The organism is Flavisolibacter ginsenosidimutans (assembly GCF_007970805.1).
GTDB classification, from domain to species: Bacteria; Bacteroidota; Bacteroidia; order Chitinophagales; family Chitinophagaceae; genus Flavisolibacter; species Flavisolibacter ginsenosidimutans.
On the sequence record NZ_CP042433.1, the window covers coordinates 325586 to 347948 of the forward strand.

Sequence of the window (22363 nt, forward strand, 5' to 3'; positions counted from 1 at the left end):
CATCCTCTTAACATTAAGGTCACAATCAGTTTACATAAACCTAACGGCTCAAGGGCCAAACCAAAAACTTTATGAGTGAATTTGCCGCCGAATTAATTGGAACTATGCTGCTTATCATCCTGGGTAACGGAGTTGTAGCCAACGTTGTTTTAAAAGGCACGAAAGGCCATAACGGCGGTTGGATGGTGATTACCACCGGCTGGGCGTTGGCGGTGTATGTAGGGGTTGTTACGGCTGGTCCGTACAGCGGTGCACACCTTAATCCTGCGGTCACCATTGCCTTGGCCATTGCCGGAAAATTTGTCTGGAGCAAAGTTGCCGTTTTCATTGCGGCGCAATTGCTTGGCTCCATCATCGGCGCTGCCGTTGTATGGCTTGTGTACAAAGACCATTTTGATTCCACAGAAGATGCAAACACGCAAATGGCGGCCTTTTGCACCGCGCCGGCCATTCGTAACCGCTGGTTTAACCTGCTGAGCGAAATCGTAGGAACCTTTGTGCTGGTCTTCGTGATTTTTTATTTCACCAACGCCGAAATCACAACGCAAAAAACGCCCATTGGCCTTGGCTCACTGGGCGCCATTCCGGTAGCTTTCCTGGTCTGGGGTATCGGGCTTTCGCTTGGCGGCACGACGGGTTATGCCATCAACCCTGCAAGGGATTTAGGGCCGCGTTTGGCCTACCGGTTATTGCCCTTGAAAAACAAAACAACACCCAACTGGGAATACGCCTGGATACCCATCGTCGGCCCGTTCATCGGCGCAGCCATCGCTGCTCTTTTGTTTCTTTTTTTAAAAGCCTGAAACAACAAACAGTATAAACCATTTCTACATCCCTAACAATTATCGTTATGTTCAAAACAACGGTTAGTCTTTCACACAAATGGAAAGACGTTTGGCTGAGCGCTATTTTGCTGCTGATGAGTGTCAGCCTTTTTGCACAACAGAAAATTACCGGTACCGTGCGTAACGCATCCAATGCGCCGATAGAGAATGCAACCGTGACGGTAAAGGCAAAAAAAGCCACGACCATCAACGCGCAGGGCACATTTTCTACTACTGCGGCTGAAGGCCTTACCCTGACCGCAAGCGTGGTTGGTTTTCAAACGCCTTAATAGGAATGGGTGTTGATGACATCAACTCGGATTATCCGAATTTGTATGCGCAATTGAATGTTGTAAAATAGTCTTGGAGAAAACAACAAAGGTTCACTTACGTGAACCTTTGTTACAGCAAAAATCCGTGCCCCAGGCGGGACTTGAACCCGCACTCGCATTGCTGCAAACAGGATTTTAAGTCCTGCGTGTCTACCAATTCCACCACCAGGGCAAAAACCGGGAACAGGAAACAAAGAACGCCGAACAAAGAAAACCTTGCGAACCTGCGCCTCAAAAAAAATCCTCCGCAAAGGGAGGATGATTTTTGGAGCGGAAGACGAGATTCGAACCCGCGACCTCAACCTTGGCAAGGTTGCGCTCTACCAGCTGAGCTACTTCCGCATTTTTCTAAGAGCTTGAAAGGGTGGCAAAAATAAGTGCTGTGATTATTGCCACAAAAAAAAATTGAAAAAATTATTTGTATTGCGGCGTGTACTTCGTGCTCTCCTGAATGTGCACTTCACCGGGGCCGCTTTTGTCAAAACGTTTTGTGTACAGTTGGTAGCAAGTACCAAATGAAAATGCAATCAACGTTGCAATTGACAAATAAAAAATGAAAGCCGAAGACGAAACCCAGTTGTGCGTGAAGTCGCGGTCTTGCACCTTTTGCAATTCTTCCTGGTATTCTGCCTGACGATAATCCATCGTTTTGATTTTGTGGTGCAAAAATAAGGGGAATCGAAGTTGTTAAAAACTCAGGACGAAGTTTTTTTCTTGTTCAGAATTTGCGCAAAACTTTTCTTTTTTAAAACAAAATGTTCCCACACAAGATTGCCGGGAAAAACGCCGGCCATCTTTGTCAGCTTCTTTCTTCTTTTCGGTTTCCATTTTTTATTGCCAAAAACCAACCAGTACAAAAACGCAAAGTGTGCGTCAACAATGGAAATGAAATATCCGCCGTCACCCGCTAACAAACCTTTTAACGCCGATACCTGGTCGAGCAGAAGACGGTAAGGAATCTTCCACCATTTTTCGCTCCAAGGCAAATTTTTGGCGAGCATGATTTGGTTGTTGCGAAAGTTGAGATAGGTTTTTTTTGATGCGCCTCTTGGCAGCGTTCCGCCGCCCACATGATAAACCACCGATTGCGGGCAACAGAACACACTGTAACCCGCAAGCTGCATTCGCCAGCAGAGATCAATTTCTTCCTGGTGGGCAAAAAAATATTCATCAAAGCCCTGCAGTTGGTGATAGGCTTTGCTGCGTATAATCATGGCAGCGCCGGTGGCCCAAAAAATTTTTTGTGTCGTATCAAATTGTCCTTTGTCTTCTTCGCATACGTCAAAGATGCGGCCACGGGCAAAAGGATAACCGTAAGCATCAAGCCATCCGCCGCAAGCACCGGCGTATTCAAAAAAAGTTTTGTTTTTGAAGGCAAGAATTTTGGGCTGACAGGCAGCAAAGGTTTCGTTGCTTTCCAGCAAATCCACAACCGGCGCTAACCAGTCCGGCGTCACTTCTACATCGGAGTTGAGCAGAACATAATAATCGGCCTGCACTTGCTTCAGCGCTTCGTTATAGCCTTTGGCAAAGCCAAAATTTTTGGAAAGAACCAGCAGTTCTACCTGCGGAAAAGTTTGTTGTAAAAAAGCAACGGAATCATCTGTTGAATTATTGTCGGCAACCACTATGCGAAGGTTTGCATAGGCCGTGGCAAGAACAGACGGAAGAAATTGTTGGAGGTAGTGTTTCCCGTTCCAGTTTAAAATAACGATAGCAACAGATGGTTGGCTCAACGACAAATTGGTTTCGCCAAAAATAAGGGAGAACGGATGACGGATGATAGAAGACCGATAAGAGTGTTTGTTGTCGTGTAACTATGTCAAACAAAGGCAACAACCATTAGTCAACGCATGAATCTCTAACTGTCATCGGTCATCCATCATCCGTCATCAATCACTTCTTGCCTATCTTCAACGCCATGTTTCAGCAAGTATTGAACTGGCGTACGCTTCTAGCCTTGCTTGCCATTTTAATTGTGAGCGGCACTGTTTGGTATTCGTCTTACCTGGCAAAAAAAATTAAAGAGGACGAGCGGCAGAAAGTGGAACTCTGGGTTGAAGCCGGAACGTATTTGCTCAACCCGGCCAACACCGACATGGAAGCCATGCGGGTGCCTTCCCTGGTAACGACGCACAACAAAATTCCCATCATTGAAACCACGGAGAAAGACAGCATCATGCAATGGGTGCACCTCGACTCGGCAAAAGTGGAAGAAGGCTGGCGCAGCGACGACAAGGTAAAAGATCCCAACAAAAACAGTTTTCTGCTTGACAAGCTAGACGAGTTTCGCTCGGCCAAACTTCGCGTGGAGTGGACCGATCCAAAAGACTCCACGAAGCGCAACCGGTACTACTACGGCGAATCGCAACTTTTCAAAGAAGTGCGGTATTACCCGTTGGTGCAATTGTTTATTGTTGGCCTTTTCATCTTCATTACCATCCAGGCCATTCGCACGTCGTACCGCTCCACGCAAAACGGGGTGTGGGCCGGCATGGCAAAAGAAACGGCACACCAATTGGGCACGCCGGTTTCCTCGCTGGAAGGCTGGGTGGAAATTTTAAAAGAAACGCACGGCGACGAAGATTTTGTGCCGGAGATTGAAAAAGACGTGAACCGTTTGCGGTTGGTGTCGGACCGCTTTGGAAAGATTGGCAGCACGCCGCAGCTTGACGAAAAAAACGTTGTGGGGCAAGTGCGGGGCATGGTGGATTACGTGCAAAAGCGGGCCGGTGGTAAAGTGTCGTTTGCGGTGCAAACAAAAGACGAAGACGTGCGGGCAAAAATTTCGGCGCCGCTGTTTGACTGGGTGATTGAAAACCTGTTGAAGAACGCACTGGACGCAATGGAAGGAAAGGGAAAAATTACCGTTGCCATTAATCAATCGCCGACGGACGTAACCATTGATGTAACCGATACCGGTAAAGGCATCAGCCGGCAAAACATCGGCAAGGTTTTTAAGCCAGGGTTCACCACCAAAAAAAGAGGGTGGGGGCTAGGCCTGAGTTTGTCCAAACGCATCATTGACCAATACCACAAAGGCTCACTCACGGTGAAGCATTCCGAGGTTGGGAAAGGCACAACTTTTCGAATTGTTTTAAAAAAATAGACGCTTATATTTGCCGCCGCGAAGAACGAACAGACGAGTAAGAAATGATGAATGGCGAAGTAAAATAATTTCGATATTCGATTTTCTTTTGTTCTGCGATTCTTTTGCCCAGGTGTTGAAATTGGTAGACAAGCCACTTTGAGGTGGTGGTGCTCGAAAGGGCGTGCTGGTTCGAATCCAGTCCTGGGCACGTTTATAGCCTTGTAAGTGTTGACTTACAAGGCTTTTTTATTTCGGGGTAGTTAAATAGTGTCGCTCTTTATCGCTTTCTACCACATTCATTGACACTTGAAAAACGCTGCGGTAGTAGCAGGGCTGCATGAATCGGGTATTGCTGGCAAAGACGGAAACTTGCTGGTGATTTAGCATTTTGGGTTCACAACCGTGTCACTTAATCGCAACTGCTGGTGCGTTAGGCACAGCAGCAACAGTCGCAACCGACTCCTTTTTCGCAATCAGAAACCGTATTGGCTCAGCTACTTTTCTTGTGGTGATACATTCTTGTCTCAACAAGAAAGCAGCCGTTACCGCGACCTGATTTTGATAAACGGGTTAACGTCTTTCATCTCGCCAACTGGCGCAATGCCGTTGCCAAGCATGGCCAGCCAAACTTGTCCCGAGCCGCGAATCAAGGTGAGATTCGTCGTCCACTTTCTTGGCATGGTTACGACCGTGATCCGTTGAAATTAGAAACGTTGTTTTGCCTTTATAAAAAGGATTGGTTTGCGCGGCATACCGTAGGTCGGCAATCATTTTGTCCGCGGGGGTAAGTTGTTACAGGTATAAATTGTAGCGGCTTTGGTGCGCAAAATCATCGGTTTCACCCAAGCTAAAAAACCATCCGTGGGTGGCTGCTACCAAAGTTGCCCGATTAATAAGATTTCATGCCCATCTATATACCGGCCTTCGGTCAAAATGAAATTGCCAGCGAAATTCAACTATTGAAATACAGGTTAAAAATTGTTCTGCCTTCAGTTCCTTTTGACTAAAAATTTTCGCATGGAAAAGTATTCTTTGCTTGTCATTGCTTTCACAATTGTTTTTGCGAGTTGTAAGAGCAAGGCGGAAAACGACGCCGTACAAACCGCAAACGAAATTCAAGCAACCGTAAAACAGAATACACCGGGTACTGTTCCTACTACCAGTGAAGGGTTTATGATGAAAGCCAAGATTAACGGGAAGGATTGGGAGGCCACGGCCATGATGCCACCGGAAAGACCCTCACGAATCATTGGCTACGATAATAACGACTATATCAGTTTCCCTTACGATAGAAGAGACATGGTTGTGGGTGAAAAAACCAAGTTGGGTGAAAACCATGCGGGTGTTGATGTATTTATGATGGACAATATCTGGGGCGCTAAAAAAGGGGAGATGGAAATAACAAAAGTGGATGAAAAATCAGCCGAAGGAAAATTCTCGTTTACAGCCACGGGACTTGATTCAGACAAGACGCTTGAAGTAACGGATGGCTTTTTCCGCATCCTGTTCAAATAGGTTGTTCCTTACGATTAGTCGCCAGTGAATTCACTATTCTATAAAAAATTTCTGCTGTTTGCTCGCTGTTTCTTTTGAGCAAAACAAGAGGAGTAAGCAATCTTCAAAATCATTTGGCGTGAGAATAGTTTTGTTATTCATTGCTTTACTGCCGTCTGCGTTTTTATGCGCCCAGGCAAAGCTTGTGATCAACGGTGGCATTGTTATCATTAACAGTGGCGGTGTTTTGGTTGTTAACAATCCAGACAATACCGCCATCATTCAAACCGGTTCGGGATACATTCAAAGCGAGGGTTACAACAACCGGCTTATTTGGACAATTGGAACAGGCAACGGCGCTAATTATTTGGTCCCGTTTGGCAATGCGGTTACTTACTTGCCGGTTCGTTTTACGGCAGCATCCGGGTCCGATGCGGCCGGTCAACTTGTTTTTAGTACCTACCCGACGTCAACCTGGAAGAACAGCGATTTTCTTCCACCGGGTGTTACGAACATGAATAACGGTAGCGCAGACGTTTCCGCAAACACGATTGACCGCTTTTGGCAAGTTTCGCCAATGGGTTACACAACGAAGCCCACCCTTACCAATCTTTCGTTTACTTACGCCGACGGCGAATACGCACCGCCCAACACCGTCATCGAATCAGCCCTGATTGCAGAGCGATGGAACAGTTCCTTAAATAAATGGGATGATTATATTCCTCCTTCTTCTATCAATACATCAACCAATACGGTCACCGTTGCTTCCATTGCCGGCAATCAATCATTCAATTGGTGGACGCTTGTCAGTAGCAGTTCGCCGTTGCCTTTAACACTGACTTCATTCACCGCCTCTGTTCAAAACAGAAAAGTGCAAACAACGTGGCAAACGGCATCCGAAATCAACACCGATCACTTTGAAGTATGGCGAAGCCCCAATGCGGTTCAATTTGATTTGGTTGGAAAAGTGGCAGCGGCAGGAAGCAGTGCCAGGATTTTAAATTATTCTTTAACAGATGCGGTTCCTTACAATCACACATCATACTATCGGTTGAAATCAGTTGATAAGGATGCAAAGTTTTCATGGTCGCCAACGATTAGTGTAAACATTACAGGCGAAACAACTATTTTTCTTTATCCCAATCCTGTCGTCAACAGCATCACGTTGTGCAGTCCAGCCGAAGTACTCAACCAAAAACCCGTTGCACTTTTGTTTGATGCAAGCGGGCGTTTGCTTCAATCGTTTGCGCTTGTTTCTCCCAGCCAGTCCGTCAACACAGCCAGGCTTGCCGCAGGCGGTTATCGCATAACTATCCACTACGCCAACGAAACAACGACACTCTCATTCATTAAAAAATAATCGCACCATGAAACCTGTCTTTAGTCTTCTTCTTGTGATGATTTTTGCCAGAAGTTATGCGCAAAATATCGGCATTAATGCCACCGGTGCCACGCCACACGCAAGTGCCATGCTGGATGTTAGCAGCACGACCAAAGGGTTTCTTGCACCCCGCATGACAACGGCGCAACGGACCGCCATCACTTCGCCCGCAATAGGACTGATGGTGTATGATACCGACACCAACAACTTTTGGTTTTTTAACGGCGTTTCGTGGACGCAGGTTTCTACAGGCAGTGCCACCAATTACTGGTCGGCAAACGGTAACGATATATTTAATAACAATTCGGGAAACGTTGGAATCGGAACCAATACACCATCCGAAAAACTTACCGTAAAAGCGATTGGAAACGGCATCACGCATACCGATGGTACCATCAAACTAACAACCTACTTGGGCAGTGATGCTGCCGGCGATCCAGCAGGCGGCTGGCTTGGCACGGCATCGAATCACCCGCTTTATTTTTATGCTAACGGCGGGGCACCAAGAATGTCCGTCCTGACAAACGGCAACGTTGGTATTGGCACAACAAATCCTATTTCGAAATTGAGTGTGCAGACACCCACCAACTCGTTTGGACTTACGCATACTGACGGCACAGTAACACTTGAAACCTATATCAGCACCGGTCAAGGTTGGATCGGTACAGGGTCAAATCATCCGCTGACATTTTTCACAAACGGCTTACAGCAAATGACAATTACAGCCAACGGGAATGTAGGAATTGGGACGGGAAGTCCTGCAAACAAATTACAAATAGGCGCGTTGGGAACGTCGGGCTTTAACGGAAACGATATTGCCTTGGGCAACGGTACCAATGCCACCGGCCTGTTTCAGTCAAATTCAATTTTGCAAGTTGCATCCACTACGGATATTGCTTTTTTAACACGCAGCAATGGAACGGGACTTGGAAATCTAGGCATTAACACCGCTACGCCAACCAATCAACTTCAAATTGGTTCCGTTGGTTCTACCGGCTTCAATGGTAACAATTTGGCCGTTGGCAACGGCACAAATGCGACGGGCTTTGCGCAGAGCAATTCTTTTTTACAAGTCGCTTCATCCACAAATATTGTATTCCTGCCGCAGGCGAACAATGGTGGAGGCCGGGTGGGAATTAATACCAGCACACCCCGAGCGCCTCTTGATGTGATTGATTACGTTGCGATACCCAATTCAAACTATGATTACTTAAACTACGGCTCCAGCCTTAATGATATACAACGATGTTCTCCCTGTACAGCCAATGTTTCCATCAGGGCTGAAAGTGCGGTGTACGCTGCCGAATTTGATGCCAATTCAGATGCCCGCATTAAAAACGTCACCGGAATGACTAACTCAGAAAAAGACTTGGAAACTATCAACTCACTTCGGATAACAGATTACACGATGAAAGACAAAGTGAAATACGGCAATAAACCTTTCAAAAAAGTTATTGCGCAGGAAGTGGAAAAAGTATATCCCCAGGTTATTTCAACGCACACTGATTTTATCCCCAATGTTTACCAACTTACGCATAAGGTGGAGAAGACGGCGGACGGATACTTGTTAACCTTTATTAAAAAACATAACCTTACGAGGGATGCAAAAAAGCTAAAACTATTGTCAAAAGAAAGTAAAGCAATGGAAATAGTTGACGTGGAAAACATCCCTTCAGATTATCAGGTCTTGGTGAAAGGAACGAACATTACCGATGAACAACTCTTTGTGTATGGCGAAGAAGTGGACGACTTCCACACCGTAGACTACGAAGGCCTTACGACGTTGAACATTTCAGCAACGCAGGAATTAAGCAAACAACTCAAGGCACAACAAGCAGCAATAGAGGCGCAAAATATAAAGATCACGCAACTGATGGCAACCATTATTTTATTAAAAGATAAACGGCCGGTTGCCAAAAGACACAAAGCCGATAAGGGAATGGCAAAAAATTAAGCGTTGGCATGTAGTACAACAACTCTTGCAAAGCACATTGCCAGCAAGGGTTAAAAGCAACCAAAACGAGCGCTAACCAAACGAGGGTTTACTGCGGGCCACAATCATTTTCATCAATGAACGGGAAACTTGCTTGGCCGGGAACTTTCGTACGCCGTCTTTAATAACTTTAGGCATGACCCGGCTACTGTTGCTTTGTAGTTTGTTGCTTCCTGTTTTTACCAATGCCCAGCCGCTTGCCCGATACACCGTTAAACACATCGATCAACGAAACGGCCTTTTGCACAATACCGTGTATGCAATAACACAGGATAAAAAGGGCTTTATCTGGGTAGCCACCGATAACGGGCTACAACGTTATGATGGTTTGCGTTTTGAAAACTTTAATAAGGGGCTTGAACCGATCATCAATACAGGAGTCATCAAATACATTTATCCTGATGACCACAACAATCTTTGGCTCGCCGGCGACAGGTTAGCCCGTCTTAACCTGGCAACCCATCAGGCAACTCTTTTTTCAACGGAAGAAATTGCGGGCCGTCCGCTGTTCAACCAAGTCGATTATTCCGACAGTGCGAAACGGACGTGGCGTATGACCGATTTTGGCCTTTTCTTTCCCGGCGAAATAAACGATCCGCTAAAACCCTTAAGCATCTTTACACCACATCAACAAACCGTTCTCGGTCACAACGTTTATGCCGACCCGCAAAGACAATGTGTATGGGTGCCCACCTGGGCCGGCTTAATGATGTTTGATCAGGCATCAAAACAGATTTATACACCTTCCTTTAACCCACAAGGCAATAAAGTATTGAAAGCACTCCGTGGACAAACGATTTCGGCTTTGTTTGTTGACCGGAATGATAATATTTGGGCATCAACATGGGAACGACGGTTGTTCTATTTCGACGCAAAAACACAAAGGCTGAAACAATACTTTCTTGGCATGAAAAGGAAAGTAAAGACTTCCTCAAAAGGGGTTCCTGAAACCGGTACAGCCGTTTGTATTTTTCAGGATAGCCACGGAACAGTTTGGGTGGGAACAGACTTTACCGGTTTACTTCACTACAATTCGACAGATGATGCGTTTGAGCAAGCGCCTTTGCAGAACAACGAAAGTTCAACGCTTCAGCCCTATTCCAAAATTTTATGCATGAACGAAGACCGGGAAGGAAATCTTTGGATTGGAACAGAGAAGGGTCTTTGCATCTTTAATCCATACCGTCAGTTTTTTCAGCGGATCGCACACGAAGAAAACAGGCTTTCTTCTCTGCCTCCGTTTGAAATTACATCGGCCTTTCGTGCAAGCAACGGAAGCCTTTATATCGCCACATGGGGCGGCGGTTTTAGCATCTATGACAGCCTGCTTTCTTTCAAGAAAACAATCAAGCCGACGGGTGATCGTGATTTTGCCTTGACGTGGAGTTTTGCCGAGGGCGATGATAAAATAATTTGGGTGGGTGCGCAGCACGGCACTCTTCATTTGTATAATCCAGGAACCGGACAAGTAAAAACGATTGTGCCCTCGCAAATGGACAAAAGCACCATACGGTCAATCGTTAAGGACGAGGAAGGCAACCTTTGGTTTGCCTTGCACAGCGGCAATATTGTGGAGTGGGAAAAAGCGTCCGGGCTTTTTAAAAAATGTGCGACGCCAGTATTTGCTTTGAAAGTCCCGCTAAAAAAAATTTATGCGGGCTATGGCCAAGACCTCTGGTGCAGTACCGACTCTGGCTTGTTGCGGTTTAACAAGGCAGAGCATCGTTTTACCAACATCTATCGTCTTACAGGCGATGCTTGTTGCAGCAATTGCAGCAACGAAATTCACGGAATTGAACAAGCTTCAAAACGCAGTTTTTATATTGGTACTGCACATTGTGGTGTCTTTTTATTTGACACCGAAATAGGAAAGTACAGCCGGTTAAAATCTTTATCTGCACTTGACAGAACCAGTATATATGCGCTAAAAAAAGACGAGCATCAAAACTTGTGGATTAGTACTGACTATCACTTGTACCAACTGGAAGCGGTCACCGGCAAATTGATTAAGTATGCGTTCGATGCCGGCTTGCTAACAGGAAGCTTTGCGCAATACGATTTTCTTTCGTTGCAAAATGGTCAGTGGTTGTCCTCCACACCAGCGGAAGTCGTTCTGTTTACTCCTTCTTTACTTAAAGAAGACAAGGCCGTAAAAAAAGTATTGATCACGAACTTCCACACTGCCGATCAACCACTCGTGGTAGATTCAATGTTAGCGAGTGGTCAGCCGGTTCGTTTGCAAAGCAGTCAGAATTTTATCACCATCGAATTCACGACGAATACGTATAGCAACGTGCAAGAACAAAGTTTTTTTTACCGGCTAAAAGGTGTTGATAAAGAGTGGGTGAAGGGTGATGTCAACGGTGTTGCCACGTACACAAATCTTACGCCGGGTGATTATCTTTTTTCAGTAAGGGCAGATGATAAAACAAATGCGGACAGCGAAGCGCAGGTAAAGATCATCATCACGCCGCCGTTCTATCTTACCTGGTGGTTTAAAACATTGCTGATACTGCTTGTTGTTCTCACAACTTATTTGATCATCTCCAGGCGTATAAAAAGTATTCGTTACGAAGCAGACTTAAAACGCAAGATCGCCGAGACGGAAATGGCGGCCCTTCGTTCGCAGATGAACCCGCATTTCATTTTCAATTGTCTCGGCGCCATTGACAACCTGATGCAAACCGGCCAAGCCGACAAAGCCACCACTTATTTATCACGCTTCGCAAAACTTATTCGCTCTGTTTTGGAAAGTTCAAAAAGCAACCTGGTTCCTTTCTACAAAGATTTTGAAACCTTGAAACTTTACGTTGAACTGGAACAATTCCGCTCGGGAAATAAATTTTCCTTTTGCCTTGCGGCAGACGAGGAATTGCTGAACGGTGATTACAAAGTGCCACCACTGATTGTACAACCCTTTGTGGAGAACGCAATCCAGCACGGGTTGTTCAACAAACTCGAAGGCGAGCGAAGAATAACGATAAAGGCCGTTCTTAATGGTTCGGCCATTCAATACATTGTTTCGGACAATGGCGTGGGAAGAGCAAAAGCGGTGGAAATAAAAGAACGAAACAAGCCCGGCCAAAAGGCCTACGGCATCGAAATAACGACGGAAAGAATTCGGATGCACAACCGCGTTAAAGACAACGATGACATTTTAATAAGTGACGTGCATAACGATGAAGGGGACACGGGAACCGAAGTGGTAGTCAATTTAAAAATTGCAAATTCATAACGTTCAACGTATGTTAAACGCGATCCTGGTTGATGATGAGGAAAGCAATTTGAATGCTTTAAAAGAAAAACTTTTGCGCCATTGCCATAACTTAAACTTGGCAGCCTTGTGTACCACGGCCGCCGATGCACTCGTGGCAATAGAAGCCATTCGGCCTGACGTTGTTTTTCTCGATATTGAAATGCCGGTCATGAACGGCTTTCTTCTTTTGCAAAACCTTCGCTACAAAAATTTTGAACTGATTTTTACAACAGCCTATGACCACTATGCCATTAAAGCCATTCGCTTTAGTGCGTTGGATTATTTGGTAAAACCAATCGAGATTGAGGATCTTAAAGCAGCAGTATCGCGGGCTGAAGAAAAGCGGGCACAAGTAAATTCTGCAAACCAGTTAGACATTTTTCTGGAAAATCTATCAAAAAAAACAAGCCATCAAAAAATTGCAATTCCAACTGCGGAAGGGCTTCAGTTTATCAAACTCTCCGGCATTGTTTACCTTGAAGCAAGCATTAACTACACTTATGTTTTTTTGGACAACAATCAGAAATACCTGGTAAGCCGAACGCTCAAAGAATTTGAAGACATGTTGCCACCCGAAACCTTTGTGCGCATTCACAATTCCCATATCATCAATAAAGATTTTGCCGAAAAATACATTCGCGGTGAAGGCGGGCAAGTCGTGCTGAGTAGCGGTGTGGTATTGGGCATTTCAAAGCGACGGAAAGCTGAGTTCTTAAAAGCAATTGGTTCGTAAACAGAACTGCTGCTAATGTGAGGCGTTGCAGCATCAAACTCTGTCAAAAAAGGATGCTTGCAATTAGATCAACGGGAACACGATCGGCCGACGCCGACAAGGAAATCGCGATGATTTACCGGCTGGCAAAGCGCTAGCCGTTAACTTGAACGAATGGCTGACGAAACCGTACACTGATTTAAACCACTGACCTATCTTTTATCCTCTACCGAAAGTTCGAACTAGCGCCAATTCTGTACTCGCGGTTGAAAGCTTCGGATTGCCGTCGCTTTTTTGTTTCTTCTTTTTTTAAAATTCCTGCCTGCCGCGTCTACAGAATAACAACAACATGCGGCCTTTTAGGAAAAACGGCAAACAGTATTCATTTATCCGGCCCGGTTTTATTTTCGGAAGAACCCGGTAGGTTCCAACGATAGCGGAGCGCCAACATGCGTAAAGTGAAACAGGTGAGTAAGCCAATAACGGAAATCCAGTCGTTCGGCATCCATTTCAGATAATTTCCGGCAACCACAAACAAAGCCCCGATCAGTGCCGCCGATGCATAAATCTCTCTTTCTAAAATAACGGGAACGCGGTTCAGCAAAACATCCCGCAAAACGCCGCCGCCAACGGCGGTAGTAATGCCCAAAAGAACGGCCACCTCGCCATTGTGCCCATAGGCCAGGGCTTTTTGTGCGCCGGTTACTGCAAACAGCGAAAGGCCAATGGCATCGAAAAGGATTACCGGACGATTCATCCGTTGTACCACGGAATAGAAGCCAACCGTCATAGCGGCCGCTGTCATGGCCGTGGCCAGGTAGTACCAGGTGGTTAGACCTGTAGGCGGGATTGCCCCAATACAAAGATCACGGGTGATGCCCCCGCCGCAGGCGACAACGAACGCAATGGCACAAATGCCGAACAAGTCAAGGTTGCGTTGCCTTGCAGCCGTGGCGCCGCTAATGGCAAAGGCAAACGTTCCGGCTACGTCAAGAAAATTGTAGAGTGAATGCAGCTTTTCCATACTTCCAACAGCCGTTTAGTCAAACCATGCCAGGGCGGCTGTCATCATTGCCTGCAAACCTGTTTTTAAAGTGGGATGAATTACCGGCGCAAACTTAGGCGAATGATTGCTGGGGATGGCATTTATGTTGTTGTGTGCCTTGGCTTCCAGATAGGTTTTTGGATCGGTTCCACCCACGAACCAAAAGACATACGGCACACTCCAACTTCTGCCAAAAACACTGAAGTCTTCGCTGGCAGAAGCAGGGCCGGTTTCGTAAGCTTTGTCGCCAAACTCCGCCTTAAAGGCGGCCGCGACTTTTACCGTGGCCTCGGCGTCGTTTTCAGTGAGCGGGTAAGAGTCAAGGTCCGTGAATTCCGGGTCTTTTGGTGCGTTGGATGCCGCACATTCTGCACAACAGATGCGTTTCACAGCAGAAAGAATATGATCCTTCACCGCATCATTGAACGTGCGGATATTTAGTTTTAAAGTAGCGTCTTCCGGAATGATGTTTTCTTTTGTGCCGGCCTGCAAGGCGCCTATGGTCAGTACCGCCGTTTCGGTTGGCGCAATCTCGCGGGAAACAATGGTTTGCAGCCGCATGGCGGTAGCGGCGGCCATAATAACCGGGTCTATGGAGGTTTGGGGATAAGAGCCGTGCGCACCGCGGCCAAAAAGCTTCACCTTAATGCTATTGCCGGCAGAAAGAATGGCGCCGCTGCGGTACCCCACTGTACCGGCTTCGCCTACCATGACGTGCTGCCCCAAAATAATGTCCGGCTTGGGAAAACGCTTCATCATACCGTCGTCTATCATGCTTTGCGCGCCGCGGCCAACTTCTTCACCGGGCTGAAAAATGGCCATCAGCGTTCCTTTCCATTGATCCCTGTGTTCCGAAAATAACCGGGCGGCGCCCATCAGCCAGGTTACGTGCAGATCGTGGCCGCATACATGCGACACGCCGACTTCTTTGCCTTCTTCGTCCCGGGCTACTTTCGTGCTGGCATAAGGCAGCCCGGTAGTTTCGGTAACCGGAAGCGCATCCATGTCGGCCCGCAGCATCACCACAGGCCCTTCGCCGTTTTTCAACAGGCCCACTACGCCGTGTGCCCCCACCTCCGTGGTCACTTCATACTTGTACTTGGTCAAATAATCCGCGGCAATTTTAGAGGTCCGGGACTCCTGCATGGACAACTCCGGGTTGCGGTGGATGTCTTTGTAAATTTCTTCCAGTTCGGGAAGCAGCTTGTCAACGAAGCCGTCCAATTCATTGTTGACGTTTTTGATGTGAGCGGTGTCCATAACGTTGTAATTAAAATGTAGAATCAGGTTTGTTCTTTCGCCCCATTTTTAGTGCCGTTTTTGGACACCGTTAGCCAGATGGCGACAATGGCTATCACAACCATAAACACGTTAAACAGCAGACCAATAGTGGCTGCATACCGTATGCCAACGTTGTCCGTTCTTCCCATGAATAGATCCGCCATCGGCGGCGGGCTTTGCATCTTGCTCAACCCGTAAAAAATAGCGGCAGAAATGGCCACACCCAAAGCCGCGCCAAGCGATGAAGCCATCTTGTAAATACCGGATGCCGACCCGGCCTTGTTGCCCGGTACATTGCTCACTGCCGCATCGGTAGAGGGTGTGGCATAAAAGCCCAGTCCGACCCCAAACAAGGTGAAACCGATAAATGCCACAACAATGTACTCTTTCGCCAGTAGGAAGGTGAAACTGGTAAGAAGGATGCCCAGCCCGGTGATGTAACAACCCAGCAGCATCGGTTTTCTCGGTCCCCATTTTTGAAGCAGTTTTTCTCCCACACGAATGGTACTGAGTATGGCTGCCAAATAACCCACCGTAATTAAGCCCGACTGGAAAGAAGATAAACCGGCCTCCTGTTGTACCAGCGCCAGGGAAACAAGCAGCGTTCCGGCCGCTCCGTTAAGCAAAAAATTAGACAGCGTTGCTCCTGAAAAAGTTTTGTTGTTAAACATCGACAAATCAACAAAGGCATTTTTACTTTTTGTTTCAATGCGGAAGAAAGCAATACCGGAAACGATAAAGAGGGCGCAGCCAATCAAGACCGCGGCACTCAGCCAGCCAAGGCTTGCCCCTTGCGCAATGACAATGTTCAGAGCCAGCAGGGCAATTATAAAAGCAACCAGTCCCGCCCAGTCAAACGATTTTTTGGCGGTACTTTTTGCTTTGCTTTCGGGTGTTCCACGCAATAACAAATAACTGATGATGGCCACAAGAATAGAGAAAACAAAAATCCAGCGCCAGCCAATGGTGGTGGCAACAAATCCGCCAAACAAAGAGCAAAGACCCGAGCCGCCCCAAGAGCCAATGGACCAAAAACTAAGGGCCCGCTGGCGTTCTTTGCCTTGAAAATAAGCCTGCATAAAGCGAGAGTTGCCGGCATGATGCAAGCGGCCGAAAGTCCTAGCAAAATACGTCCGGCCAACAGAAATGCAGCGGTGCCTGAAGGCGAAACAACAAGGAGCGAAGAACCGACAATGTTCAGCAGCAGACCGAGGTAGGTAATTTTCACCCGCCCGATTTTATCGGCCAGTCCGCCGGCTATCACAATAAAAATTCCGGAGAACAAGGCGGTAATGCTTACCGCAAGACTGTTGACGTTGTGGCTGATCTTTATATCGGCGCCTATTACCGGCGCAATATTCAACGTGGTTTGTGCAAACAGCCAAAAGGTAATGACCGCTAAAACAATTCCTAAAATCAATTTGTCTGTGCCGCGGTAGAGTGCGGATGGTGCGGCCGTGTGACTGGAAGATGCCATACCCGTCTTGTTGTGTGGTTAATGGATCTTATCCGTTCTGTTCACCCGGTGGATTCAAAAGAGCGTTTCAGCAACGTCCAAATAAGAAGTCGTTGTTGAAATGCGCGGAGAGGAGGTAAGCAGTACGCTTACTAAAGTTAGCGCTATTCAATAGAGATTGAGCAGCGGTCAACGGATCGGAAACCAAACTCATTTATTCTTTTCTGCCGCTTAACGCTTGCAAAGTTTCTTCCGTCAAATGTCTGCTCGATACCTCCCAATTTCCGCGAAATCCGCTTTCCTTACACCACGGTTCTGAAGCCCGTTTGCCAGTGATGCGCAATTTTTATCTGAAACATTTCGGCCATCCGGCTTCCGCGCCATTTGGCTTCTTCGGCTTTTTCGCCAACAAACAATTCGTTAACGGTGGCGTGAAAAATCTCCAGCCATTTTGCAAAATGCAAATGCTCTACCGGAAGGTTGGCGTGAGGCGGAAACGGCGCACCAAAATAGGTGTGATCTTCCAGCAAAACCGTTTGCCAGAAGCGGTACATTTTCTCCAGGTGTTCGGGCCAGCGGTTGCCAATGCGTTCGTTGAAAATACCGGCCAGCGTTTCGTCTTCTCTTACTTTTCCGTAAAACGTATTGACCAGTTGTTTTACATCATCGAGACTCAAAATATCTTGTTGCCGCATAAATTGTTTTCAACTAAAATCAGATGATGGCAAAAGCCGTTTCTTTTCTTTCCGCGTCTTCAACACGGGTTGGTTCAAGGCTCGCCAAAATTGTTTCCACACGCTCTTTTGCCTTTTGCAAGGAACGGTCGAAAGATGGGTTCTTGGCCGAAACAGGAGCGTCAAGATTTTGGTAATAAGAGATGCCTTGCAAAAGATTCTGGCAAAACCCTTCGTAATATTTTTTCTTTTTAACGTCGGGCATGAGATCATTTCCTGTTTCTTCTTTCAGGTAATTGATGTACAAGTTCAGTTCGGCAATGAACATGTGCGGCCGGTTATCGTCATCCATAATGTTGGCGCGTCCGTAAATGTGATCCGTCATGGTTTGCAAGGAAACCACGTTGGAAAAATGCGCAATGTTAGGGCCGGGACAAATGGCTACAGCCTGCATATTTTTCACAAGCGGCTTCTCATAATTTATAGCCGCCGCATTGCTCAGCCCAATACACAAACATTCTTTGTCTAAAACACCTGCAAGTTGCTTTTGATATTCTGTTTCCGGCAATTCCATTGATTGCAGTTGTGCAATTTTTAGTTTCTGGTATTTGTACGAGGCCGTGCAGATGGGCTGCTCTGTGAATTCTGTATTAAACTCCAAATGCTTTTCGGTACACGGACTTCCCGGCTTTCCGCTTTGAATGCGCCGCAGCTTTTCTTTTTCCGAAGATGTGCCTTTGAGATAATGGAAACGAACACCGAGGGGAGAGTTGCGGCTCAGTACCACGTCTTCTTTTTTGGCCTTGCACAATAAGTTCAACGTCGCGTTATCAACGGTTGTTGCTTCGGGAACCAACAAAAACGGCGTGCCCCAGCCGGTGCTTTGCACACCGTAATGCGAACGCAAAAAGTGGTCTTCTTGCGCAGTGCCAATGCCGCCCTGAACCGATAGTTTAATCGCCGGCGCAACGGCAGGAACCTTCGCGCCTTTTTTCATCAGGGCTGTTTTGTACAAATCAAAAACCGTGTCCGTCAACTCCTGCTTTCTTGTTTTAAATTCTTCCATGATGGGCCCCAGCAAATAGCCATCGGTGGCAAAGGCGTGGCCGCCGCAATTGAGGCCCGACTCCACGCGAAACTCACTCACCCAAATTCCTTTTTTCGCTAAGTATTTACTTTGAATCAGCGCCGAACGGTAATCGCTGACCTTCACAACGATCTTCTTTTTAAAATTGCCGTTTTCATCCGCGTCAAACTGGTTGCACTTCTCCAAATAATTGTACAGCCGCGGGTTCATGCCCGCGGAAAAAATAACGGATGAATTGGTAAGATCGCTTTTGGCGTAAGCTCTCAAAGCAGCTACCGCGTCCGAACCGTCTTCCAGCAAGTCGCCTTCTTTTGAAAAATTATTGCGGTCGGTTTTGGTCATGATGTTCACGTCAATGCTGCCCGGAGTAATCTGGGTTCGCAAATAAGCCTGAGCGTTCTCTCTTTCCGCTTTTTCGTTGATGCCCAACATTTGTTGGTATCGCTGCTTTAGTTTGTTTTCCTCCGGCAGCATTTCAAAATATTTGACGATCTCGGAGCCGGCTTCAAAAGCAGCGTTCCGCAGCTTTTCTACCTGTGCCTGTACAATTTTATTCAGCAGGTTCAAATAATCGGTAATCCGTTTTGCCCTGTAATCATCAACCTTTGTCGTAATGGGATGGTAAGTCTCGTTAATGAACGGATAATAATGGCTTCGCATCGTTTCAATCAACTGGTCCTCCACAATAGAAACGACCGAGGCAATGCCAAACCGGGCCACCTTCACCGGCGAGTCAATGGTAAACGCAAGACCCATCACGGGTATGTGGAAACTGTGTTGAGCTTTGTAATTCATTCTTTATTTTTTAAACGATTCTGGTTATCCAAACAAATACGCCATTCCGCTGGTAACATGCTCACACAGATCGGTCAGTTTCTTCGATTGAAAAATCTTTTCGGTAATGTCTCTTGCTTGCTTGTATTCGTGGTGAATGGGGCAGGGATGCGTGGACGAGCAACGGCTCAATCCTAATCCGCAATTTTTAAAAATATTTTTTCCGTCAATGGCTTCCACAATATTGATCAGCGGTTGCTGCCGCTGCTGCGTTGAAAGATAAAAGCCGCCCGCCGGTCCTTTCAGGCTGTTGATGACGCCTTGCTTTACCAGCGTTTGCAACATCTTGCCAACCGTGTGTTCGCTGGCGCCAATGTACTCGGCAATTTCTTTTATGCCGGCTTTCTCGCCCTTCTCATACTTCGTTGCCAAAAAAATAACGGCTTTGACCGCGGTTTTGCAAGTGTGACTTAACATGCTTAACGGTTTAAAAATTCTTGTCCCTGCTCCGATATGCGCTCCGGACTCCACGGCGGATCAAACACAAGGTCAATGTCTATTGTGTAATCGGGAAAGGCTTGCTGCATGGCTTGCCCGGCGTTGCTGCGAATGCTGTCGCCCATCGGGCAAAACTGCGTGGTTAGCGTCATGGAAATGAAAACGATTTTGTTCCCTTCGTCAAAATCAATTTGATAAAGCAGGCCGAGGTCAACGATGTTTAAGCCAATCTCCGGATCAATCACCTGATGCAGGGCTGCCAGGGCTTCGTCGCGTTTCTTCGGGTTGTTGGTGATGACTTCGTTCATTTGATTAAAGGTTTGTGTCGAAGCATTTTTAAAATATTCACGTTGTACAAAGCCGCTGTGATAAACAATAAAACGCTTGCTATCTGCAAAACAATTGTGTTGCCAAGCAAAATTCCCGCAGTGAACAAACCAAATCCCGCCAGGTAAGCAAGACCCATTTTCTGAAACAGGCTTTCGCTGAAAAGGTCTTTCGGATTTGGCGTTTTTCCCAATCCGGCTCTGTTGTGATAGACTTTGTTCCAAACAATAAACGGAAGTGTTTTAAACGTCATGCCCAAAATGATGGCGGTAAGCCAGCCAAAGAAAACCGAAAAGCCGTAAGCAAGCACCAGCTTTGTGTTGGCAAACGAAAACAGAAGCAATGCAATCAACGCCGCCAAAAAAATTAAGGGCAGCAGCATCATGGCTACGGAGAGCAAAGAAATTTTTACCTGCTTGTCCACTTGCTTGCGGATGCGCTGTTTGTAAGCCTCGCGGCAATAATTGGCAAACAGAAGCAAAGCCAGCAAAACAGCCGTAAGCGGCACGGTATAAAAAAAAGAATCTACTGCGGAAAAGAAAAGAACGATAAAGCTTATCAACGCTCCGTTCACCAAAAAATAAATCAGCCAAAGCGTTTTGGCGTCATCGTATTTTGAAATGAGGAACATGGGAATCAACCGCGAGCCAACGCCCATTACCAACAACAAAAACCAACCAACTAGCCCGATGTGTGCGTGAAGCGAAAGATAACGCACCGAGTCTTTCGGCAAGATGTTCTTTGTGAAATTAAACACAAGCAGAAAGCCCATAACCGTTGTTGCCAACAGCCATACCGATGCGGTAAAAACAAAAACGGCGTGTACGTTTTTGTTTTTACTTTTTAAAATACTTGCGGCCAGGTTTAGCACAAAGCAAACAACGGCAGCATTGATTAAAACAGCTCCCGCTTGTGCGATGCCGTTGAATTGAAATTGAAAAAAAGAATAAATAAGCAAGGGTATTCCAATGGCTGCCAGCACGAAAGAAGCATAAGCCAGTGCGTTGCTGAACAGTTTTGCTTCAATGAGAACGGGAACAAGTTGATGGCTGGCGCCCAAAATAATCATGGTGCCCCAACCGAGTGCCATCGTGTGCGTGATGGCCAATGTGCGAGGCTGAAAATAATGTTGTGTAAAAGCGTTGTCGGAAAGAAATAATAAAACGGTTGCCGTCAAAAACGACAACCCGGCGTACACGTAAAACGGAATCACCACTTTGTGCGTGGTGTTTTGTACAAGGTTGTTATTTGTGTTAACGACCATTTAGTTTTTAAAAATGAGGAGATGCACTTCTCCGTCTTGTATTTCTTTTATCCGGTAATCAAAACCGCGTTGCGCCAGTTCGGGCAAAAGAAAAACGGGAATGCGTTTGTGATAAACGTACAAAGCGGTGCCGTTTTCCAATCGGTCCAGTGCGTCCAAAATAGTGAGCATCGGTTGCGGCATTTCCAGATGACGAACTTCTATCTTCTGAACCTTGTCACCGAATTTTTTCAGCACGTTGTCCCAATCGCTTGCCGTTGGTTGTGCCGGTTCAATTTCACCCTGATTGCTCGCCTCTTTTTTATGAAAGTAGGTTTCGATCAAATTGTTGTTAACGGCATTCACATAACTTTCAAAACCTTTCTTCTCCAACAGGCGTATCAAGGGCGTTGGTTCGAATGTGTTGATGATCTTTAACACGTCTCCGGGTTTAACGCTCTTTACCTTTTCCATGATGACGTTGAGCGGATCGCTGCCCGAAGAAATAACGGGCCGAACATCCAGTTCAATCACTTGCTGTTTTTTAAGCGAGGCAACGAAAGCAGGAACCGGTTTTTTTGCACCGTCAACCGCATTGGTATTTCTGTCGATTTCAAAACCCAATGGCTCCAGCTTTTTGAAGAAGTCATCCATGCTGCAACCGCCCAACCTCGATGCTTCCGCCAGCGTCGTTCTCCCGGCCATCAGCTTGCGCAGCAAAGGGTTTCGCAGCTTTTCGAATTTGGGACTGATGCTCACGATGGCTTCCAATGCGCTTGCGTTTTGCTTTAATATGGGAGCGATTTTGGTATCGGCATTTATGGTCATGTTTCGAAAATTGTGCGTGGTAATGACTGCATTGCAGTAAGGAAACGATGGAACAGGTCTTGCTGAT

20 protein-coding genes, 3 tRNA genes and 1 pseudogene are annotated in these 22363 nt (G+C 46.5%); 9 read left to right on the forward strand and 15 right to left on the reverse strand.

The window, feature by feature from the left end:
- Nucleotides 1-68: 68 nt before the first annotated feature.
- Both FSB75_RS01180 and FSB75_RS01185 read left to right on the forward strand, forming a co-directional pair.
- A pseudogene (locus FSB75_RS01180) lies at nucleotides 69-803 on the forward strand (MIP/aquaporin family protein); the annotation flags it as partial.
- A gap of 47 nt (nucleotides 804-850) precedes the next feature.
- Nucleotides 851-1114 (forward strand): carboxypeptidase-like regulatory domain-containing protein, encoded by a 264-nt coding sequence (locus tag FSB75_RS01185; protein WP_146781621.1) that lies wholly within the window; start codon nucleotides 851-853, stop codon nucleotides 1112-1114.
- A gap of 128 nt (nucleotides 1115-1242) precedes the next feature.
- Here the strand turns inward: FSB75_RS01185 and FSB75_RS01190 are convergent.
- From FSB75_RS01190 to FSB75_RS01205, 4 genes are all read right to left on the reverse strand, one after another.
- Nucleotides 1243-1328 (reverse strand) — tRNA-Leu (locus tag FSB75_RS01190).
- A 94-nt stretch (nucleotides 1329-1422) separates the two neighbouring features.
- Nucleotides 1423-1498 (reverse strand) — tRNA-Gly (locus tag FSB75_RS01195).
- A 72-nt stretch (nucleotides 1499-1570) separates the two neighbouring features.
- On the reverse strand, nucleotides 1571-1801 hold the full coding sequence (locus FSB75_RS01200; RefSeq protein ID WP_146781623.1) for a hypothetical protein: 231 nt from the start codon (nucleotides 1799-1801) through the stop codon (nucleotides 1571-1573).
- A gap of 50 nt (nucleotides 1802-1851) precedes the next feature.
- Nucleotides 1852-2892 (reverse strand): glycosyltransferase family 2 protein, encoded by a 1041-nt coding sequence (locus FSB75_RS01205; protein ID WP_146781625.1) that lies wholly within the window; start codon nucleotides 2890-2892, stop codon nucleotides 1852-1854.
- 185 nt (nucleotides 2893-3077) lie between these two features.
- On the opposite strand from FSB75_RS01205, the gene FSB75_RS01210 reads away from it, so the two are divergent.
- A complete protein-coding gene (locus FSB75_RS01210) occupies nucleotides 3078-4265 on the forward strand; it encodes a sensor histidine kinase (RefSeq protein WP_146781627.1) in 1188 nt (395 codons plus the stop codon).
- A 106-nt stretch (nucleotides 4266-4371) separates the two neighbouring features.
- Nucleotides 4372-4455, forward strand: a tRNA-Leu gene (locus FSB75_RS01215).
- A gap of 334 nt (nucleotides 4456-4789) precedes the next feature.
- On the opposite strand, the gene FSB75_RS21735 is transcribed toward FSB75_RS01215, so the two are convergent.
- Entirely contained in the window at nucleotides 4790-4927 is a 138-nt protein-coding gene (locus FSB75_RS21735) for a hypothetical protein (RefSeq protein ID WP_172623029.1), read from the reverse strand.
- A gap of 337 nt (nucleotides 4928-5264) precedes the next feature.
- Between FSB75_RS21735 and FSB75_RS01220 the strand changes: the two genes are divergently transcribed.
- The 5 genes from FSB75_RS01220 to FSB75_RS01240 all read left to right on the forward strand — a co-directional run bounded on the left by FSB75_RS01220 (nucleotide 5265) and on the right by FSB75_RS01240 (nucleotide 13104).
- Entirely contained in the window at nucleotides 5265-5762 is a 498-nt protein-coding gene (locus FSB75_RS01220; protein WP_146781629.1) for a hypothetical protein, read from the forward strand.
- Nucleotides 5763-5880: 118 nt separating this feature from the next.
- Nucleotides 5881-7101 (forward strand): T9SS type A sorting domain-containing protein, encoded by a 1221-nt coding sequence (locus FSB75_RS01225; RefSeq protein WP_146781631.1) that lies wholly within the window; start codon nucleotides 5881-5883, stop codon nucleotides 7099-7101.
- Nucleotides 7102-7108: 7 nt separating this feature from the next.
- Nucleotides 7109-9076, forward strand: a complete 1968-nt coding sequence (locus FSB75_RS01230) for a tail fiber domain-containing protein (protein WP_146781633.1) — start codon at nucleotides 7109-7111, stop codon at nucleotides 9074-9076.
- 175 nt (nucleotides 9077-9251) lie between these two features.
- Nucleotides 9252-12350, forward strand: a complete 3099-nt coding sequence (locus tag FSB75_RS01235) for a ligand-binding sensor domain-containing protein (RefSeq protein WP_146781635.1) — start codon at nucleotides 9252-9254, stop codon at nucleotides 12348-12350.
- Nucleotides 12351-12360: 10 nt separating this feature from the next.
- Nucleotides 12361-13104, forward strand: a complete 744-nt coding sequence (locus FSB75_RS01240) for a LytR/AlgR family response regulator transcription factor (protein ID WP_146781637.1) — start codon at nucleotides 12361-12363, stop codon at nucleotides 13102-13104.
- 361 nt (nucleotides 13105-13465) lie between these two features.
- Here FSB75_RS01240 and FSB75_RS01245 read toward each other — a convergent pair whose 3' ends face one another.
- From FSB75_RS01245 to FSB75_RS01285, 10 genes are all read right to left on the reverse strand, one after another.
- Nucleotides 13466-14107: a trimeric intracellular cation channel family protein gene (locus FSB75_RS01245; RefSeq protein WP_146781638.1), complete on the reverse strand. Its 642-nt coding sequence runs from the start codon at nucleotides 14105-14107 to the stop codon at nucleotides 13466-13468.
- 15 nt (nucleotides 14108-14122) lie between these two features.
- Nucleotides 14123-15388 (reverse strand): M20 family metallopeptidase, encoded by a 1266-nt coding sequence (locus tag FSB75_RS01250; protein ID WP_146781640.1) that lies wholly within the window; start codon nucleotides 15386-15388, stop codon nucleotides 14123-14125.
- A 23-nt stretch (nucleotides 15389-15411) separates the two neighbouring features.
- Nucleotides 15412-16344 (reverse strand): MFS transporter, encoded by a 933-nt coding sequence (locus FSB75_RS01255; RefSeq protein WP_394345174.1) that lies wholly within the window; start codon nucleotides 16342-16344, stop codon nucleotides 15412-15414.
- Entirely contained in the window at nucleotides 16236-16886 is a 651-nt protein-coding gene (locus FSB75_RS22325) for an MFS transporter (RefSeq protein ID WP_394345160.1), read from the reverse strand. The genes FSB75_RS01255 and FSB75_RS22325 overlap by 109 nt, the downstream gene beginning before the upstream one ends.
- A gap of 281 nt (nucleotides 16887-17167) precedes the next feature.
- Entirely contained in the window at nucleotides 17168-17560 is a 393-nt protein-coding gene (locus FSB75_RS01260; protein WP_146781642.1) for a group III truncated hemoglobin, read from the reverse strand.
- A gap of 19 nt (nucleotides 17561-17579) precedes the next feature.
- Nucleotides 17580-19421 carry a hypothetical protein gene (locus FSB75_RS01265; protein ID WP_146781644.1) on the reverse strand — a complete coding sequence of 614 codons (1842 nt, stop codon included), beginning with the start codon at nucleotides 19419-19421 and terminating at the stop codon, nucleotides 17580-17582.
- Nucleotides 19422-19445: 24 nt separating this feature from the next.
- Nucleotides 19446-19877, reverse strand: a complete 432-nt coding sequence (locus tag FSB75_RS01270) for an RrF2 family transcriptional regulator (RefSeq protein ID WP_146781646.1) — start codon at nucleotides 19875-19877, stop codon at nucleotides 19446-19448.
- Nucleotides 19878-19879: 2 nt separating this feature from the next.
- Nucleotides 19880-20206 carry a metal-sulfur cluster assembly factor gene (locus FSB75_RS01275; protein ID WP_146781648.1) on the reverse strand — a complete coding sequence of 109 codons (327 nt, stop codon included), beginning with the start codon at nucleotides 20204-20206 and terminating at the stop codon, nucleotides 19880-19882.
- Nucleotides 20203-21489 (reverse strand): cytochrome C oxidase subunit I, encoded by a 1287-nt coding sequence (locus tag FSB75_RS01280; protein WP_146781651.1) that lies wholly within the window; start codon nucleotides 21487-21489, stop codon nucleotides 20203-20205. Before FSB75_RS01280 ends, FSB75_RS01275 begins: the two co-directional genes overlap by 4 nt.
- Entirely contained in the window at nucleotides 21490-22296 is an 807-nt protein-coding gene (locus tag FSB75_RS01285; RefSeq protein ID WP_146781653.1) for a DUF2249 domain-containing protein, read from the reverse strand.
- Between the last annotated feature and the right edge of the window lie 67 nt (nucleotides 22297-22363).

Coding starts and splice junctions, on each gene's coding strand:
- FSB75_RS01185 (WP_146781621.1), top strand. CDS start 851: ATGTTCAAAACAACGGTTAGTCTTTCACACAAATGGAAAGACGTTTGG.
- FSB75_RS01275 (WP_146781648.1), bottom strand. CDS start 20,206: ATGAACGAAGTCATCACCAACAACCCGAAGAAACGCGACGAAGCCCTG.
- FSB75_RS01200 (WP_146781623.1), bottom strand. CDS start 1,801: ATGGATTATCGTCAGGCAGAATACCAGGAAGAATTGCAAAAGGTGCAA.
- FSB75_RS01220 (WP_146781629.1), top strand. CDS start 5,265: ATGGAAAAGTATTCTTTGCTTGTCATTGCTTTCACAATTGTTTTTGCG.
- FSB75_RS01210 (WP_146781627.1), top strand. CDS start 3,078: ATGTTTCAGCAAGTATTGAACTGGCGTACGCTTCTAGCCTTGCTTGCC.
- FSB75_RS01240 (WP_146781637.1), top strand. CDS start 12,361: ATGTTAAACGCGATCCTGGTTGATGATGAGGAAAGCAATTTGAATGCT.
- FSB75_RS22325 (WP_394345160.1), bottom strand. CDS start 16,886: ATGGCATCTTCCAGTCACACGGCCGCACCATCCGCACTCTACCGCGGC.
- FSB75_RS01235 (WP_146781635.1), top strand. CDS start 9,252: ATGACCCGGCTACTGTTGCTTTGTAGTTTGTTGCTTCCTGTTTTTACC.
- FSB75_RS01270 (WP_146781646.1), bottom strand. CDS start 19,877: ATGTTAAGTCACACTTGCAAAACCGCGGTCAAAGCCGTTATTTTTTTG.
- FSB75_RS21735 (WP_172623029.1), bottom strand. CDS start 4,927: ATGCCAAGAAAGTGGACGACGAATCTCACCTTGATTCGCGGCTCGGGA.
- FSB75_RS01285 (WP_146781653.1), bottom strand. CDS start 22,296: ATGACCATAAATGCCGATACCAAAATCGCTCCCATATTAAAGCAAAAC.
- FSB75_RS01265 (WP_146781644.1), bottom strand. CDS start 19,421: ATGAATTACAAAGCTCAACACAGTTTCCACATACCCGTGATGGGTCTT.
- FSB75_RS01245 (WP_146781638.1), bottom strand. CDS start 14,107: ATGGAAAAGCTGCATTCACTCTACAATTTTCTTGACGTAGCCGGAACG.
- FSB75_RS01230 (WP_146781633.1), top strand. CDS start 7,109: ATGAAACCTGTCTTTAGTCTTCTTCTTGTGATGATTTTTGCCAGAAGT.
- FSB75_RS01260 (WP_146781642.1), bottom strand. CDS start 17,560: ATGCGGCAACAAGATATTTTGAGTCTCGATGATGTAAAACAACTGGTC.
- FSB75_RS01250 (WP_146781640.1), bottom strand. CDS start 15,388: ATGGACACCGCTCACATCAAAAACGTCAACAATGAATTGGACGGCTTC.
- FSB75_RS01280 (WP_146781651.1), bottom strand. CDS start 21,489: ATGGTCGTTAACACAAATAACAACCTTGTACAAAACACCACGCACAAA.